This is a genomic window from Variovorax ginsengisoli (assembly GCF_030486595.1).
In the GTDB taxonomy this organism is placed as follows: domain Bacteria; phylum Pseudomonadota; class Gammaproteobacteria; order Burkholderiales; family Burkholderiaceae_C; genus Variovorax; species Variovorax ginsengisoli_B.
In genome coordinates, this window is the sequence record NZ_JAUJZH010000017.1 from 164,192 (window position 1) to 180,595 (window position 16,404).

Here is a 16,404-nt window from a genome sequence, read left to right on the forward strand (position 1 = left end):
AGCGCTCGGTTCTTGCCTCTCGTCCAGGCATGAAGGCGCTTCGCATCTACGCCGGCCCGGCCGCCCGCGAGCACATCGCCGCCCATGGCCTGCGCCCGCAGGACGTGCGCACGGTGCCGGGCGCGGCCGGCGGTCCCAAGGGGCTGGTGCTCGGCCCGATCGACCGTTTCCTGTTCGGCGACTGGCTGCCGCGGAGTACGCAGGCCGTCGACCTGGTCGGTGCATCGATCGGCGCCTGGCGGTTGGCCAACGCCTGCCTTGCCGACACGAAGACCGCCTTCGAGCAGTTCGAGCAGGGCTACATCCACCAGCATTTCGAGCTGCCGCCGGGCCAGAAGCGCCTGAGCGCGAAGCAGGTCAGCAGCCAGTTCGGCGAGGGCCTGCGCAGCTTCTACGGCGGCCGCACGGCGGAGGTGCTGGGGCATGCGCGCTACCGGCTGCACGTGATCACTTCGCGCGGCCGGCACATCCTCGGGCGCGAGGGCCGGGCCCGCACGCCGGTGGGCTACCTCGGAGCCTTCCTCACCAACAGCGTGCACCGCAAGAGCCTCGGGGCCTGGCTGGAGCGCGTGGTGTTCTCGACGCCGGGCGCGGCGCTGCCTTTCGGCACGCACGACTTCCGGACCCGGCAGGTGAACCTGGTCGAGGCCAACTTCGAGCTCGCGCTGCAGGCCTCGTGTTCAATCCCGTTCATGCTCGAGGCGGTGCACGACATTCCGGGCGCGCCCGCCGGGGCCTACTGGGACGGCGGCATCACCGACTACCACCTGCATCTCGACTACGGCAAAGCCGAGGGCATCGTGCTGTACCCGCATTTCCAGCAGGCCGTGGTACCGGGCTGGCTCGACAAGGGCCTCAAGTGGCGGCACAAGCCGACCGGTTTCCTGGACCGCATGGTGGTGCTGGCGCCGGATCCGGAATGGGTCCGGACGTTGCCCAACGGCAAGCTGCCCGATCGCAACGACTTCATCCGCTACGGCAACGACCTGCGCGGGCGCATCAACGCCTGGAGCACCGCGGCGCAAGAGTCGCGCCGGCTGGCGGACGAGTTCGCGCAGTGGCTGGACCAGGGCTGCGGCGTGCAGGACGTGCGACCCCTCTAGCCAGAAAGCCTCCCCATGAACCCGCTGCGAATCCTCGGCCTGATCCTGATCTTCGCCGGCCTGCTGGCACTGGCGCTCGGCCATGTCAGCGTCACCAGTTCGACCCACCAGATCAAGATCGGGCCGGTCGAACTGGCGGTGAAGGAGAAGCGGGACATCGAGCTGCCGGTCTGGGCCGGTATCGGCGCGATCGTGGTGGGTGGGGTGCTGGTGGTGCTGGGCGGGCGCAAACGCTGACGTCAGCCGAAATCGCGCTCTTGCAAGGCGATGGCGTGCCCGTGCGGCGTGCGATCCGCCGCCCGGTCCCAGGCCTGCCGATAGCGTTCGAGTTCCACGGCCGAACTCGCGCCCTTGTCCGCGACCAGCGATTCCAGTGCCGCGAGCCAATGGCGGTAGTAGGTGTCGCCGAGGTCGGCGTCGCCGGCCGCCCGGGCGGCACCGATCTGCCGCGCCAGCGCATCGGCCCATTCGGGCCAGGTGAAGAGGCCGCGCTGGTGGAGCGAGACGGCGAGGGCGAAAGCGTGCGCTTCCCAGGGCTCGCGGAACACCGGCTCGGTGCCGTCGTCGCTCGGCATGCCGGGCAGCAGCGGGATGGCTTCGTTCATGCGGCCGGCTCCAGGTAGCTTTCCCAGGCGTCGACCGAGACGCTGAGCCCAGGCTCGGCGCTTTCGCCCCACAGCGCCACGCCGTCGAAGACGACCGTGTAGAGCCATTGCGGTTGTTCGCCCAGTCCCTGCGCGTGCGCATCGGCGAACACATGCATGCCGTGCAGGTGCTCGATGGTGCCGACCTTGCCTTGCACGTAGCCGGGCAGGCGGGTGTGGTGTTCGACCGCACCGCTGCGCGTGCGCACGCGCTCTCCGGGCGCGAAGCGCGCCGGCACGGTGGCGGGGCGTTCGGTGGCCGTCCCCCGGGCCAGGGCGGCCGGCACGTCGGCGGCCCGCAGCACGCGCTTGACCGGCTGCGGTGCATGCAGCATCCGGCCCGCGGCCAGCTCGTCGGGCTGCAATTGCAGTCGCTCGGCCATCAACTTTTCGAGCGCCGAAAGCCATATCTGGTAGTAATTCAGCTCGGCGTAGTCGGGCAGGGTCTCGCGCGCGCTGCGGCTGGCATCGATGTTCCAGGAGCCGGTGCCGCCCATCGCCAGCGTCAGGGCCAGCGCACGGGCTTCCCAGGGCGCATGGAAGGTTTCGCCTTCGGGTTCGGGGATGATCCCGCCGGGCAGATCGCGGCCGCCGAGGTCGGCATGAGAGAGGTAGCTCATGGCGCGGCCTCCGGCATGCGGGCGAGGCCGGTGCCGATCATCGAATCCCGCGTCACGAGTCCGGCCAGGGCTTCTTCGCTCCAGCCCTCGGTGCCGTCCGGACGCTGCGGAATCACGAGATAGCGCACCTCGGCCGTGGAGTCCCAGACCCGGATCGCGGTCGATGCGGGCAGCCGCACGTCGAACTCGGCCAGCACGCCGCGCGGGTCCTTCACGGCCCGCGAGCGGTAGGGCGCGCTCTTGTACCAGGTCGGCGGCAGCCCCAGCACCGGCCAGGGGTAGCAGCTGCACAGGGTGCAGACGACCATGTGGTGCTGGCTGTCGGTGTTGGCGACCGCGACCATGTGCTCGCCCTGGCGGCCGCTGTAGCCGAGCGAGGCGATCGCCGCGGTGGCGTCCTGCAGCAGCCAGTCGCGGAAGGCCGGGTCGACCCAGGCCCGCGCCACCACGGGCACCGTTGCGCGGGCCGATCTTCGTCTGGTAGGTGTCGATCAGGACGTCGAGCGCGGCCGGGTCGATGTAGCCCTTCTGCGTGAGCACGGTCTCCAGGGCGCGGACCCGCAGGTCCATTTCGCCGAGCTCGCTGTGGTCGTCGGGATGCGCGTGGTCGTGGTCGTGTGCCATGCGCGCATGCTAGCGCGGCTCAGCGCTGGTACAAGTCCTTGTGCTGCCCGCGGATCAGGTGCTTCTGCAGCTTGCCGGTGCCGGTGCGGGGAAACTCCGACACGAAGACGATCGCCTTCGGGGCCTTGAAGCCGGCCAGCCGGCCGGCGCAGTGCGCCATCAGCGCCGCCGCGTCGAGTTCCGCCCCAGGCCGGCGCACCACCACGCCGGTGATCGCCTCGCCCCAGTGCGGATGGGGCAGGCCCACCGCCGCGGCCTCGGCCACGTCGGGATGGTCCATCAGGCAGCGCTCGACCTCGATCGAGGCCACGTTCTCGCCGCCGGTCTTGATCACGTCCTTGTAGCGGTCCTCGAACCAGATCGCGCCGTCGTCGTCGATGTGCGCGACGTCGCCGCTGTGGAACCAACCGTGGCGCAGGCAGGCCTGGCTTTCCTCGGGCATGTTCAGGTAGCCGTTCATGACCTGCGGCCCTCGGTAGACCAGTTCGCCGGTCTGGCCGCGCGGCAGCAGGCGGCCCTGCTCGTCCATCACGGCCACTCGCGTCATCGCGGTGGCGGTGCCCCAGGTGGCGGCCTTGCTCCATTGGTGTTCGGGCCGCTGCACGCAGGTCGCGGGCGTGAATTCGGTCTGGCCCGAGCCGAGCACCACGTCGGCGTTCGGGAACATGGCATGGATGGCCGTTAGGCGCTCGTGCGGCATCGGCGCCATCGCATACATCGCGCGGCGCATGGCCGGGAAGGTCCGGCCCTGGAGCGCGGGGTGGCCCAGCAGCAGGCCATACATCATCGGCAGCAGCACGACCAGGTGCACGCCTTCGGCCTCGAACAGCGTCGCCACCTGCTGCGGCTCGAAGCCCTGCGTCAGCACCAGCGTGCCGCCGATCACCATCAGCGGCAGCACCACGCTGTTGAGCATGGCGCAATGGAACAGCGGCAGCGCGACCAGCGAGGTGTAGCCCGGCCCGCCCTGCAGCGCCAGCGCACCGGTCAAGCCCGCCATCACGACCGCGAGGTGGCTGGTCAGCACGCCCTTCGGGTTGGAGGTGGTGCCGCTGGTGTAGAGCAGCTGCACGACGTCCCGGTCGTGGACTTCGACCTCGAGCGGGGCGCTGCGGCCGCTGGCCAGCAGACCGTCGAATTCGGCGCCGGTGTGGAAGCGGTGCGCGAGCTGGGGCAAGTCCTCGGCCAGCACGCCCTTGGCCATGTCGGCGAGCGGGGCCTCGACGATCAGCACGCGGGCGGCGGCATCGCGCAGGCACCAGGCAATCTCGGAGGGCCGCAGTCCGAGGTTGACCGGCGCGCACACCAGGCCGGCCCGCGCGCACGCGAAGTAGGTCAGCAGCAGTTCGGTGCAGTTGCGCGCCATCACGGCCACCACATCCTGGTGCCGGAGCCCGAGATCGAGCAGCGCGTGCCCGAGCTGGTCGACCTGGCGGTCGAAGTCGGCGTAGCTGAGGCGCCGCGCGCCGTCGACGATCGCCACCTGGTGCGGATGGAGGTCGGCGGCGCGGGTGAGGGTGTCGGCGACACAGACCCGCTCGATCAGGTTGCGGCCGAGTGCGCCCGAAGGGTCGGATTCATGCAGAGGCATTGCGGTCTCCCTGTGGTTGTGCCGCGAAGATAGGGAGGCGGTGGCGCCTCGTCTTGTGCGTACTGGCTGCAGGCATGCCGCGGCGGGCAAACCCTGAGCGTCGACCGGCGGGCCGCCTTCCAGAATGGGCCGAACATTCTGGAGAGTCCCATGCCCCATGCTCGCCTGTCCCGCCGCGCCTTCAATCTCTCAGCCGCTGTGGCCGCTGTCTCGGTCGCGGCACCGTCGCTGGGCCAGTCCGCCTGGCCGAGCAAGCCGATCCGCATCGTCGTGCCCTACACGCCCGGCGGCTTCACCGACCAGATGGCGCGGCTGATCCAGCCCGGGCTGCAGAGCCGGCTCGGGCAGACGGTCATCGTCGACAACAAGCCGGGGGCCAACAGCCTGATCGGGGTCGACGCGGTCGCCAAGGCGGCGCCCGACGGGAGCACCTTCGGCGTCGTCATCGCGGCCTTTGCGGCCAACACCACGCTGTACCCCAAGCTGCCCTATGACCCGCGCAAGGACCTGGTCGGCGTGTCGCTGATGGGCGTGTCGCCGCTGCTCGCGGCAGTCAACAACGACGCGCCCTTCAAGACCGCGAAGGAGCTGATCGACTACGCCCGCGCGAATCCGGGCAAGGTGAGCTTCGGCTCGTCGGGCAACGGCTCGGCGGCGCACCTCACGAGCGAGTTGTGGAAGTCGCTCACCAAGACCTACATGATCCACATCCCGTACCGCGGCGCGGTGCCGGCGCTGACCGACCTGATGGGCGGCCAGATCCAGCTCTTCTTCGATGCGCCCACTGGGCTCATCAACCAGGGCAAGGCCGGCAAGGTCCGACTGATCGGGGTCGCCAGCGAGCGGCGGCTGCCCGTGCTGCCGGACGTGCCGACCTTCATCGAGCAGGGCTTCCCGGGATTCACCGGCAGCACCTGGGCCGGCATGCTGGCGCCGGCCGGCACGCCGCGCGACATCGTCAAGCGCATGTCGGAGGAGGTGGCGCGGATCATCAAGAGCGACGAGACCAAGGCCAAGCTGGAGGCCATGGGCACCTTCCCGGCCGGCAGCACGCCCGAGGAGTTCGACGCCTTCATCGCGGCCGAGACGGCCAAGTGGGCGCAGGTCATCAAGACTGCGGGCGTGAAGCCCGATTGACCAGGGCGCCGACCGACGCGATGGCGGCATCGCGAACGTCCATCGAGGCTTCCGTGCCGGTCAGATAGGCCGTCACCAGGATCGGCGCGCGGCCCGGCGGCCGCAGTATCGCGATGTCGCAGGTGCTGCCGCGGCTGCCGGAGCCGGTCTTGTCGCCGACCGCCCAGTCCGCGGGCACGCCGGCGCGCAGGCGCCTGGCGCCGGTCTGGCAGCCGTCGAGCCAGGACTGAATCTGCGCGCGAGAGGCGGGCAGGAGCGCGTCGCCCAAGAGGATCTTCTGCATGGTGGCCAGCATGGCGGCCGGCGTGGTGGTGTCGCGCGGGTCGCCGGGCAGCGATTCATTGAGGCCGGGTTCGTTGCGGTCGAGCCGTGTCTGGGTGTCGCCGAGACTGCGCAGATAGCGGGTCAGGCCGGCCGGCCCGCCGAAGCTCGCGAGCATCAGGTTCGCGGCCGGGTTGTCGCTCAGCGTGACGGCCGCCTCGCACAATTCGGCCATGGAGAGTCCGGGCTCGCCGAGATGCTTCCCGGTCACCGGTGCGTGCGGAATCAGGTCGCGCTGGCCGATGACGATGCGCCGCTCCAGCCGCTCCTTTCCCTGGTCGACGCGGCTCAACACAGCCGCGGCGGCCAGGAACTTGAAGGTGCTGCACATCGGGAAGCGTTCGTCCGCGCGATGGCCGGCACGCAGGCCGCTGCCGGTGTCGAGGATGCACACCCCCAGCCGGCCGCCGCTGGCCTTCTCGATGTCGGCCATTTGCCGTTGCAGTTCGGTCGTGCCGTCGGCCCGCGCCAGGGCCGGCGCGCTGGCCAGGGCGGCGAGCAGGGCGGCCGAAAAATGTCGGCGATCCATCATGAAAGTCTCCTTGAAAGCGGCGTACTGTGCGCGATCGAGGGCGGCTCGACAAACGATGGTATTTTCTGCCTCGCAAAAGAAAATCTATCGTCTAATTCATGGCCCGCACCCATCTGCCGCTCAATGCCCTGCGCGCCTTCGAATGCGCCGCCCGCCACCTGAGCTTCACGCTGGCGGCGGCCGAACTCAGCGTCACGCAGGCGGCGGTCAGCCAGCAGGTGCGCGGGCTCGAGGCCCGGCTGGGCGTCTCCCTGTTCCGGCGGCTGCCGCGCGGCCTCGCGCTCACCGACGAAGGACTGGCGCTGCTGCCGGTGCTGGTCGACGCCTTCGGCCGCATCGAATCGGTGATCCAGCAGTTCGACAACGGCCATTTCTTCGAGGTGCTGAGCGTGGGCGTGGTCGGCACCTTCGCGGTCGGCTGGCTGATTCCGCGGCTGCGGCTGTTCCGCGACAGCTGTCCCTTCATCGACCTGCGCCTGATGACCCACAACAACGTGGTCGACCTGGCGGCCGAGGGACTGGACTTCGCGATCCGCTTCGGCGACGGCAACTGGCCCGGGCTGCAGGCCGAGGCGTTGATGGACGCGCCGCTCTGCGTGCTGTGCGCCCCGGCGGTGGCGGCCCGCGTGCGCCGCCCGCAGGACCTGGCGCACGAGACGCTGCTGCGCTCCTACAGGGCGGAAGACTGGCCGGGCTGGTTCGCCGCGGCGGGGGTGGATTGCCCCGCCATCCGGGGACCGGTGTTCGATTCGTCGCGGCTGATGGTCGAAGCCGCCGTGCAGGGCGCCGGGGTCGCGCTGGCGCCGTCCTCGATGTTCGAGCGCGAGTTGCAGGAGGGGCGGCTGGTCCGGCCGCTCGGCATCTCGGTCGCGACCGGCAGCTACTGGCTGACCCGGCTGCGGTCGCGGCCGGTGAGTCCGGCGATGGCGCTGTTTCGCGATTGGCTGCTTGCGCAGGCGGCTGCCGCGGCCTTGCCGGCGGGCTGAGGCCTACATCGACGCTTCGAGCATCTGGCGGTAGTCGTCGCGGCTCGCGAGCCGCGGATTGGTCTTGTGGCAGTGGTCCACCATCGCGCCGTCGATCACCTGCTCGAATTGCGCGGGCGTGACGCCGACTTCGGCCAGCCCCTTGGGCAGGCCGAGCCGTGCGCTCATGTCGCGGATGGCGTCGCCGAGGTCGCCGGCCGAGTCGAGGTGCATGGCTTGCGCCATGCGCTGAAGGCGCTGCTCTTTCTGGACCGATTCGGCGCCGGCGTTGAAGTGGATCACGGCCGGCAGGAAGAGGGCGTTGAGGGTGCCGTGGTGCAGCCGCGGGTCGACGCCGCCCAGACTGTGGCTCAGCGAGTGCACGCAGCCCAGGCCCTTCTGGAAGGCCATAGCGCCCTGCATCGAGGCGCTCATGAGATTGAGCCGCGCCTCGCGGTCGCTGCCGTCGCGGGTGGCGCGCTCGATGTGGCCCCAGGCGCGCTCGAGGCCATCCAGCGCGATGCCGTCGGCCGGCGGGTTGAAAGCCGCCGACATGAAGGTCTCCATGCAGTGCGCGATCGCGTCCATGCCGGTGGCCGCGGTCAGCCTGGGCGGCAGGCCGAGCGTGAGCTCGGGGTCGCAGATGGCGGCCTTGGGCATCAGGAACCAGTTGTGGAACCCGAGCTTGCGATGGTCGTCGACGATCACGATGGCGCCGCGCGCCACCTCGCTGCCGGTGCCGCTGGTGGTGGGCACGGCGATCAGCGGCGCCACGCGCTCGGTGATCTTGGTCGAGCCGCCTTCGATGGTCGCGTAGGTCTTGAGCGGGCCCTCGTGCGTGGCCGCGATCGCCACGCCCTTGGCGCAGTCGATGGCCGAGCCGCCGCCGACTGCGATCAGGCCGTCGCAGCCCGCCTCGCGGTACTGGGCCGCGGCCAGCCGGACGGCGGCCTCGGTCGGGTTCGAAGGCGTCTGGTCGAACACCGCGACCGCCAGGTCGCCGAGCGCGTCGAGCGCCTTCTGCAGGATGCCGGCGGCGCGCACGCCGGCGTCGGTCACGACCAAGGGCCGCGTGATGCCGATGCGCTCGCATTCGCTGCGCAGCAGCCGGATGGCGCCGAAGTCGAACTGGATCTGGGTCAGGTACTGGATGAGAGCCATGGGGATGACGCCGGTGCTGCCGACGGTACGATGCGAGTCTTCGAATCTAACAAGCACGGAAGCCCTTGGACACGAAAAAAACCCTTGCGCTTGTCACCAGCGGTACAGCCCGGCCATGCCAGCGCTGACCGCCAAGATGGCCAGCGTGGTCGAGCGCATGGCTCGCGCCGGACGGCCGCCGCTGCATCTGCTGACGCCGGATGAAGCCAGGGCCGCCTACGAGAAAGGCGCCGGCGTGCTCGAAGTCCCGAAGCCGCAGCTCGCGCGGGTGGAGGATTTCAGTGTCCCGGCACGCGACGGGCATGCGCTGCCGGTGCGGCTCTACGCGCCTTCCGGCGAGCGGCTGCCGCTGCTGCTGTTCTTCCACGGCGGCGGCTTCACGGTCGGCAGCGTCGCCACCCACGACACGCTGTGCCGGGTGCTGAGCCAGCGCAGCGGCTGCGCCGTCGTCTCGGTCGACTACCGGCTGGCCCCGGCGCACCGCTTCCCGACCGCGTCCAACGACGCCTGGGACGCGCTCGCGCACATCGCGGGCAACGCTGCGCAATGGGGCCTGGACGGCAGCCGCATCGCGGTCGGCGGCGACAGCGCCGGCGGCACGCTGGCGGCGGTCTGCGCGATCCTGGCGCGCGACGCCGGGCTGCCTGTCGCGCTGCAGCTGCTGTTCTATCCGGGCATGGCGGCCCACCAGGACACCGACTCGCACCGGCGCTATGCCGAGGGCCCGCTGCTCGGCGAGGCGCTGATCAGCTGGTTCTTCAGCCTCTACGTGCATTCGAGCGCCGAGCGCGACGACTGGCGCTTCGCGCCGTTGAACGCGGACGACCTCGAAGGCGTCGCGCCGGCCTGGATCGGCCTCGCCGAGATCGATCCCGTGGTCGACGAAGGCATCGCCTACGCCGACAAGCTGCGCGCCGCCGGCGTCGCGGTCGACCTTGAAATCTATCGCGGCGTGATCCATGAATTCGTCAAGATGGGCCGCGCCATCCCCGAGGCCCTGCAAGCCCACGCCGATGCGGCGCTGGCCCTGAAACAAGCCCTGCAACCCTGACCGCCATGACCGAACTGCACCGCAAATCCGACTTCCGCTTCTTCCACCGCCTGCGCGTGCGCTGGGCCGAGGTGGACATGCAGAAGATCGTCTTCAACGCCCACTACCTGATGTACTTCGACACCGCGATCGCCGATTATTGGCGTGCGATGGCCCTGCCTTACGAAGAGGCGATGCGCGCCCTCGAGGGCGACCTGTACGTGCGCAAGGCGACGATCGAATTCAATGCCTCGGCGCGGGCCGACGACGTGCTCGACGTCGGCATGAAATGCCTGCGCGTGGGCAATTCCTCGATCGTCTTCCACGGTGGCCTGTTCCGCGGCGACGACCTGCTGGTGAGCTGCGAACTGGTCTACGTCTTCGCCGATCCGGCGACCCAGACCTCGAAGCCGGTGCCGCCGCTGCTGCGCGAGATCCTGGCCGGCTACGAGGCCGGCGAACCGATGCGCGAGGTGGCCACCGGCGACTGGGATCAGTGGGGCGAGGGCGCCGGCAAGGTCAGGCGCGACGTCTTCATCGAGGAGCAGCGCATCCCGAGGGAACTCGAGTGGGACGAGCACGATGCGGTGGCTCTGCATGCCGTGGCCCGCAACCGCCTGGGCCAGGTGATCGCCACCGGCCGGCTGGTGGCCGAGGCGCCCGGGCTGGGCCGCATCGGCCGCATGGCGGTGCACCGCGCGCTGCGTGGCGGCGGCCACGGCGAGGCGGTGCTGCGCGCACTCGAGGCGGCGGCCGCGGTTCGGGGCGACACCGAGGTGATGCTGCATGCGCAGCGCAGCGCCGAGTCCTTCTACCGGCGCCTGGGCTACGTGCCGCATGGCAGGCCGTTCGAGGAAGCGGGCATCGCCCACGTCGAGATGCGCCGGAAGCTCTGAAGTCCCGCGCCGGGATTACCCGATGGCAGCCGCCGGGCGGCACGCCCAAGATGTGCGCCTCTCAGCTTCTTCTGGAGACACATCGATGGCCAACTTCGTTCTGGTTCATGGCGCCTGGCACGGCGGCTGGTGCTACAGGGAAACCGCGGCGGCGCTGCGGGCGGCCGGACACACGGTGTTCACGCCGACCCACACCGGCGTCGGCGAGCGCTTTCATCAGTCGGCCGAGAACGTCACGCTCGAAACCCACATCCGCGATGTCTGCGGCTGCATCGAATGGGAAGAGCTGAGCGACGTGATCCTGGTCGGCCATTCGTACGGCGGGATGGTCATCACGGGCGTCGCCGACCGGATGAGCGATCGGATCCGTTCACTGGTCTACCTCGATGCCTTCGTGCCGGGGCATGGCGATTCGCTGATCGGCCTGCTCTCGAAGGCGCTGGTGCCGGAGGTGGCGGCGCAATTCATCGGCGCCTTCCGCGGCACGGCGCTACTGGACAACGGCGGGTTGATGCAGCCGATCCCGGCCGAGATGTTCAACATCGCGCAAGCCAACCGCGAACGGGTCGACCGCCTGTGCCGGCCACAGGCGCTGGCCACGTTCGAGGTGCCGCTGCTGTTGACCGGCGCCGGCGACAAGATCGCGAACCGACTCTACATCCTGGCCGACGGCTGGGATCCGAGTCCGTTCCGCTACTTCGCTGCCAACTGCGAGAAGGCGGCGGGATGGCGCGTCGTGAAGATGCCGTGCAGCCACGACGTGATGGTGGATATGCCGAAGGAGCTTGCTGCGGAGTTGGTGAAGCTGACTGCTTGATTTTTCGATAATCATTGGCGTTGGCTGGGGCGGCGGTGGCGGGCGGCATGCCCCGGACCGGCCGACGTCACCGGCCGCTTCGCGGCTGCCCTGCGCTGCTCGGCGGTGCCTCAACGGCCAGCCCGGGGCATGCCGCCCGCCACCGCTGACAGGTCGGGGTTGCATCGGCATTGGAGAGGTAGGCATTCCTCGCACACCGCTTGCCGGGCTCCCCACAGAGGCCCATGCCGCCAAATGTTAGTCTTGCCGCCCCATGAACCTGAGGACCAAGATCGTCGCGCTCGCCGTGGCTCCGCTGCTGGTCGCGCTGATGCTGGTCGCCTTTGCGGTACGCCACCAGGAGCGCGACCTGGCGCAGCGTGAACGGGCGCTGATCGAGCAGACCTACATGACGCAGCGACGCAACGAACTGCGCAGCTACGTCGACCTCGCGGTGAGCACGGTGAAGCCGCTCTACGACGCCGGACTCGACGACGAGGCGACTCGCGCCGAGGCGCTGCGCCGGCTGGCCGCGCTCGACTACGGCAACGACGGCTATTTCTTCGTCTACGACCTGCAGGGCCGCTCGCTGATGCATTCGCGCCAGCCCGAGCTGGTCGGCCAGACCCTGTGGGACCTGCGCGATTCGCAGGGCCGGCCCACGATCCAGGACCTGATCGCGCGCGCCCGCGAGGGCGGCGGCTATGTCGAGTACCAGTGGCGCAAGCCCTCTAGCGCGCAGCTGGCGCCCAAGCTCGGCTATGTCACGGCCTTGCCGCGCTGGAACTGGATGCTCGGCACCGGGCTCTACCTCGACGACATCGAGTCCGCGATGCAGACGCTCGACCGCCAGATGAACACCAACGTCACGACCACCATGCTCTGGATCGCCGGCATCGCCGCGCTCTGCCTGGCCGTGGTCAGCGCCACCGGGCTGCTGCTGAACCTGAGCGAGCACCGCATCGCCGAGGCCCGGCTGCGGCTGCTCGCACGCCAGGTCGTGCAGTCGCAGGAAGACGAACGGGCCCACCTGGCGCGCGAGCTGCACGACGGCACCAGCCAGACGCTGGTGTCGGCCAAGCTGATGATCGAGTCGGCGGTCGACGCACTCGAACGGGCGCGCGAGCAGGTGCCTCCGGCGCTCGGCAAGGCGTTGCAGCGGCTCAATGAATCGCTGGTGGAGGTGCGCCGCATCTCGCACCGGCTGCGTCCGGCCCTGCTCGATACGCTGGGGCTGCCCGCGGCACTGGAGCGGCTGGGCGCGGAGTTCGGCGAGGAGGGCGGCGTCGCCGCGTCGGTCACCGTGCAGGGCCGCCCGCGCGAGCTGCCCCAGGAAGTGAAGACCGCGCTGTTCCGCGTCGCGCAGGAGGCACTGACCAACGTGCGCAAGCATGCGCGGGCGCGGCAGGTGCGCATCGTGCTGGCCTTCGAGGGCAGGGCGGTGCAGCTGGAAATCGGCGACGACGGCACCGGCTTCGACCCCGCCGCGCTCGAACTCGATCCGAAGCGCGGCATCGGCCTGCGCAACATGCGCGAACGGGTGGCAGCCATCGGCGGCTCGCTCGGCGTGCGCTCCGATGCGGACGGCACCTCGATCCTGGCCGAGGTGCCGGTCGACGGGGAAGACACCGCATGACAACCGCTGTGATCCGGCTGTTCCTGGTCGACGACCATCCCCTGGTGCGCGACGGGCTGCGAGCCCGCCTCGGGCCCTTGCCGACCCTCGAGATCGTCGGCGAGGCCGGCAGCGCCGCCGAGGCGCTCGAAGGCATCGCCCAGGCGCGGCCGGACCTGGTGCTGGCCGACGTCGGCATGAAGGGGATGAGCGGCATCGAGCTGGCATCGCTCTTGCAAGATCGTCAGCCTGACGTGCGGGTGCTGATGCTCAGCATGTACGACAACCCGGAATACGTGCAGCAGGCGCTGCAGGCAGGCGCCCGCGGCTATGTGCTCAAGGATGCGCCGGCGGCGGAGATCGTCGCCGCGATCGAGGCGGTGGCGGCCGGAGGAACCTTCCTGAGCGCGGCCGTGTCGCATCGGCTGTTTGCGTCCCAGCAGCCGCGGCCGCTGCTGACGCCGCGCGAGAGCGAGATCCTGACGGCGCTGGGCCGTGGCGACTCGAGCAAGCAGATTGCGCGCGACCTGGGCTTGAGCGTGCGCACGGTAGAGGCCCACCGCCAGAGCATCAAGCGGCGGCTCGGGCTCGAGGGCCAGTCGGCGCTGATCAAGTACGCGGTCGAGCACGCGCGCGAGTTCAAGAACAGCTAATTCAGGGTTATCCCTTAGGTGATGCCACGCGATCGATTCGCGCAGTGCAACCGATGCCGCCGCGGGCCAGGCTCGCCACACTTCCGGGGGTTCATCTTCCGGAGACATTCCAATGCACAGCATCCGCCGCCACCTGGTGTGGCTCATCGTGGCCGTGGTCGGCGCCTTCGCGCTCGGCACCGTGGCCCTTTCGCGCGGGGAGTCCATCAACGCGCTCTGGATCGTGGTCGCCGCGATCTGCACCTACCTGATCGCCTACCGCTACTACAGCCTGTTCATCGCCACCCGCGTGCTCGGGCTCGACGGCAACCGCAAGACGCCGGCGCACAAGTACAACGACGGCCTGGACTACGTGCCGACCGACAAGAACGTGCTGTTCGGCCATCACTTCGCGGCCATCGCCGGCGCCGGTCCGCTGGTCGGCCCGGTGCTGGCGGCGCAGATGGGCTACCTGCCGGGACTGCTGTGGATCCTGGCCGGCGTGGTGTTCGCGGGCGCGGTGCAGGACTTCATCGTGCTGTTCATCTCGACCCGGCGCGACGGTCGTTCGCTGGGCGACCTGATCAAGCAGGAGATGGGCACCGTGCCCGGCATGATCGCGCTGTTCGGCACCTTCATGATCATGATCATCATCCTCGCGGTGCTGGCGCTGATCGTGGTCAAGGCGCTGGCCGAATCGCCCTGGGGCACTTTCACGGTGGCGGCGACCATCCCGGTGGCGCTGTTCATGGGCGTCTACCTGCGCTACATCCGCCCGGGCCGCATCGGCGAGATCTCGGTGATCGGCTTCGTGCTGCTGATGGCGGCGATCTTCGGCGGCCAGGCGGTGAGCCAGAGCCCGGTCTGGGGCCCGATGTTCACCTTCGACGGCAAGGCCCTGACCTGGATGCTGATCGGCTACGGCTTCATCGCCGCCAGCCTGCCGGTGTGGCTGCTGCTGGCACCACGCGACTACCTGTCGACCTTCCTGAAGATCGGCACCATCATCGCGCTGGCGATCGGCATCGTGTTCGTCGCGCCGACCTTGCAGATGCCGGCGGTGACCCAGTTCGCCCAAGGCAACGGCCCGGTCTGGTCGGGCAACCTGTTCCCGTTCCTGTTCATCACCATCGCCTGCGGCGCGGTGTCGGGCTTCCATGCGCTGATCTCCTCGGGCACGACGCCGAAGATGCTCGACAACGAGCTGAACGCGCGCTTCATCGGCTACGGCGGCATGCTCGCCGAGTCCTTCGTCGCCGTGATGGCGCTGGTGGCCGCGGCCTGCATCGACCCGGGCGTGTACTTCGCGATGAACAGCCCGGCCGCGCTGGTCGGCAGCACCCCCGAGGCGGTGGCGCAGACGATCTCGGGCTGGGGCTTCGCAGTCACTCCCGAGATGCTGCTGCAGACCGCCAAGGACGTCGGCGAGACCACCATCCTCGGGCGCGCCGGCGGCGCCCCGACGCTGGCCGTCGGCATGGCGCACATCCTGCACCAGGTGATCGGCGGCCAGGCCATGATGGCTTTCTGGTACCACTTCGCGATCCTGTTCGAGGCCCTGTTCATCCTGACCGCCGTGGACGCCGGCACCCGGGCCGGCCGCTTCATGCTGCAGGACTTGCTGGGCAGCTTCGTGCCGGCCCTCAAGCGCACCGACTCGCTGCCGGCCAACCTGATCGCGACCTTCCTCTGCGTCGCGGCCTGGGGCTATTTCCTGTACCAGGGCGTGGTCGATCCGCTGGGTGGCATCAACACGCTGTGGCCGCTCTTCGGCATCTCCAACCAGATGCTGGCCGCGGTGGCGCTGATGCTCGGCGTGGTCGTGCTGTTCCGCATGAAGCGCGAGCGCTACGCCTGGGTGGCGGCGGCGCCGGCGGCCTGGCTGCTGATCTGCACGCTGACCGCGGGCTGGCAGAAGATCTTCTCGGCCGACCCGAAGGTGGGCTTCCTGTCGCACGCCGCGAAATACGCCGACGGCCTGGCACAGGGCGTGCTGATCGCGCCGGCGAAGACCCCCGAGGCGATGGCGCGGATCGTCTTCAACGACCGCCTGGATGCCGGCCTGTGCGCGCTGTTCATCTTCGTGGTCCTGAGCGTGCTGGTCTACAGTGTGCGCACCTGCCTGGCCGCGCGCCGGGCCAACCATCCGACCGCGCGCGAGACGCCGTTCGAACCGATGGCCGCGGCATGAGGAATTCCGGCGCCAGCCTGGCCGAGACCGGGCGCTACCTGACCCGCTCGCTGGCGCAGTCGCTGCGGCTGATGGTGGGCATGCCGGACTACGACACCTACCTGAGCCACATGGCGCGCACGCACCCGGGGCAGGAGGCAATGAGCTACGAGGCGTTTTTCAGGGAGCGGCTGGAGGCGCGGTATGGGGGAGGGAAGGGGCGGTGCTGCTGATACTAACTTGCGTTCAAAGATATAGAAGTTATCCATTTGAACCCAGTCATTGAACGGGTTCGCGTTGTATTGGATTCGAGGGCGACGAGTCCGCTTATCACGGCGCTCTCGACTGCATCGAGGTTGGCGAACACATGGTTGGCGAAGCAGTCCTCGCGCAGCGACTCCCACAGGTGCTCGGCGGGGTTCAGCTCCGGGCTGTACGGGGGCAGGAAGATCAAGCGCATGTTCTGCGGCACCGCGAGATCACCGGCGATGTGCCAACCGGCTTGATCCATGACCATGACGATGAATTCCTCGGCGTGGCGCTGCGCCACCTCGCTCAGGAACAGCG

Annotated in this window: 17 protein-coding genes and 1 pseudogene; 11 read left to right on the plus strand and 7 right to left on the minus strand. The window is 69.5% G+C overall.

The window, feature by feature from the left end; genetic code table 11:
- Positions 1 to 29 precede the first annotated feature (29 nt).
- Both QZH52_RS22725 and QZH52_RS22730 read left to right on the plus strand, forming a co-directional pair.
- On the plus strand, positions 30 to 1,103 hold the full coding sequence (locus tag QZH52_RS22725) for a patatin-like phospholipase domain-containing protein (protein WP_301812825.1): 1,074 nt from the start codon (positions 30 to 32) through the stop codon (positions 1,101 to 1,103).
- A gap of 15 nt (positions 1,104 to 1,118) precedes the next feature.
- Positions 1,119 to 1,340, plus strand: coding sequence for a hypothetical protein (locus QZH52_RS22730; RefSeq protein WP_301812826.1), 222 nt, complete (start codon positions 1,119 to 1,121; stop codon positions 1,338 to 1,340).
- A 2-nt stretch (positions 1,341 to 1,342) separates the two neighbouring features.
- Here the strand turns inward: QZH52_RS22730 and QZH52_RS22735 are convergent, their stop codons facing one another.
- From QZH52_RS22735 to QZH52_RS22750, 4 genes and pseudogenes are all read right to left on the minus strand, one after another.
- Positions 1,343 to 1,708 carry a nitrile hydratase accessory protein gene (locus tag QZH52_RS22735; RefSeq protein ID WP_286531890.1) on the minus strand — a complete coding sequence of 122 codons (366 nt, stop codon included), beginning with the start codon at positions 1,706 to 1,708 and terminating at the stop codon, positions 1,343 to 1,345.
- Positions 1,705 to 2,367, minus strand: a complete 663-nt coding sequence (gene nthB / locus QZH52_RS22740) for a nitrile hydratase subunit beta (RefSeq protein WP_301812827.1) — start codon at positions 2,365 to 2,367, stop codon at positions 1,705 to 1,707. Before nthB ends, QZH52_RS22735 begins: the two co-directional genes overlap by 4 nt.
- Positions 2,364 to 2,991, minus strand: a pseudogene (gene nthA / locus QZH52_RS22745) (nitrile hydratase subunit alpha). The gene nthB and the pseudogene nthA overlap by 4 nt, the downstream one beginning before the upstream one ends.
- A gap of 19 nt (positions 2,992 to 3,010) precedes the next feature.
- Positions 3,011 to 4,582, minus strand: a complete 1,572-nt coding sequence (locus QZH52_RS22750; protein WP_301812828.1) for an AMP-binding protein — start codon at positions 4,580 to 4,582, stop codon at positions 3,011 to 3,013.
- A gap of 150 nt (positions 4,583 to 4,732) precedes the next feature.
- On the opposite strand from QZH52_RS22750, the gene QZH52_RS22755 reads away from it, so the two are divergent.
- A complete protein-coding gene (locus tag QZH52_RS22755; protein WP_301812829.1) occupies positions 4,733 to 5,719 on the plus strand; it encodes a tripartite tricarboxylate transporter substrate binding protein in 987 nt (328 codons plus the stop codon).
- On the opposite strand, the gene bla is transcribed toward QZH52_RS22755, so the two are convergent.
- Positions 5,691 to 6,572, minus strand: a complete 882-nt coding sequence (bla, locus tag QZH52_RS22760) for a class A beta-lactamase (protein WP_301812830.1) — start codon at positions 6,570 to 6,572, stop codon at positions 5,691 to 5,693. The two genes, QZH52_RS22755 and bla, sit on opposite strands and share 29 nt — an antisense overlap.
- A 98-nt stretch (positions 6,573 to 6,670) precedes the next feature.
- On the opposite strand from bla, the gene QZH52_RS22765 reads away from it, so the two are divergent.
- Positions 6,671 to 7,558, plus strand: coding sequence for a LysR family transcriptional regulator (locus QZH52_RS22765; RefSeq protein WP_301812831.1), 888 nt, complete (start codon positions 6,671 to 6,673; stop codon positions 7,556 to 7,558).
- 3 nt (positions 7,559 to 7,561) lie between these two features.
- On the opposite strand, the gene gbd is transcribed toward QZH52_RS22765, so the two are convergent.
- Positions 7,562 to 8,698 carry a 4-hydroxybutyrate dehydrogenase gene (gbd, locus tag QZH52_RS22770; RefSeq protein WP_301812832.1) on the minus strand — a complete coding sequence of 379 codons (1,137 nt, stop codon included), beginning with the start codon at positions 8,696 to 8,698 and terminating at the stop codon, positions 7,562 to 7,564.
- Between the two features lie 115 nt (positions 8,699 to 8,813).
- On the opposite strand from gbd, the gene QZH52_RS22775 reads away from it, so the two are divergent.
- The 7 genes from QZH52_RS22775 to QZH52_RS22805 all read left to right on the plus strand — a co-directional run bounded on the left by QZH52_RS22775 (position 8,814) and on the right by QZH52_RS22805 (position 16,070).
- Positions 8,814 to 9,749, plus strand: a complete 936-nt coding sequence (locus QZH52_RS22775; protein WP_301812833.1) for an alpha/beta hydrolase — start codon at positions 8,814 to 8,816, stop codon at positions 9,747 to 9,749.
- Between the two features lie 5 nt (positions 9,750 to 9,754).
- Positions 9,755 to 10,624 (plus strand): YbgC/FadM family acyl-CoA thioesterase, encoded by an 870-nt coding sequence (locus QZH52_RS22780; protein WP_301812834.1) that lies wholly within the window; start codon positions 9,755 to 9,757, stop codon positions 10,622 to 10,624.
- Positions 10,625 to 10,709: 85 nt separating this feature from the next.
- A complete protein-coding gene (locus tag QZH52_RS22785; RefSeq protein WP_301812835.1) occupies positions 10,710 to 11,441 on the plus strand; it encodes an alpha/beta fold hydrolase in 732 nt (243 codons plus the stop codon).
- Between the two features lie 253 nt (positions 11,442 to 11,694).
- Positions 11,695 to 13,056, plus strand: a complete 1,362-nt coding sequence (locus QZH52_RS22790; protein ID WP_301812836.1) for a cache domain-containing protein — start codon at positions 11,695 to 11,697, stop codon at positions 13,054 to 13,056.
- Positions 13,053 to 13,688 (plus strand): response regulator transcription factor, encoded by a 636-nt coding sequence (locus QZH52_RS22795; RefSeq protein ID WP_301812837.1) that lies wholly within the window; start codon positions 13,053 to 13,055, stop codon positions 13,686 to 13,688. The genes QZH52_RS22790 and QZH52_RS22795 overlap by 4 nt, the downstream gene beginning before the upstream one ends.
- A gap of 112 nt (positions 13,689 to 13,800) precedes the next feature.
- Entirely contained in the window at positions 13,801 to 15,858 is a 2,058-nt protein-coding gene (locus tag QZH52_RS22800) for a carbon starvation CstA family protein (RefSeq protein ID WP_301812838.1), read from the plus strand.
- Complete coding sequence (locus QZH52_RS22805; protein WP_286528952.1) at positions 15,855 to 16,070, plus strand: YbdD/YjiX family protein; 216 nt, start codon at positions 15,855 to 15,857, stop codon at positions 16,068 to 16,070. The genes QZH52_RS22800 and QZH52_RS22805 overlap by 4 nt, the downstream gene beginning before the upstream one ends.
- Before the next feature lie 2 nt (positions 16,071 to 16,072).
- Here QZH52_RS22805 and QZH52_RS22810 read toward each other — a convergent pair.
- A partial coding sequence (locus QZH52_RS22810) for a transposase (protein ID WP_301812839.1) occupies positions 16,073 to 16,404 on the minus strand: 332 nt, incomplete at its 5' end.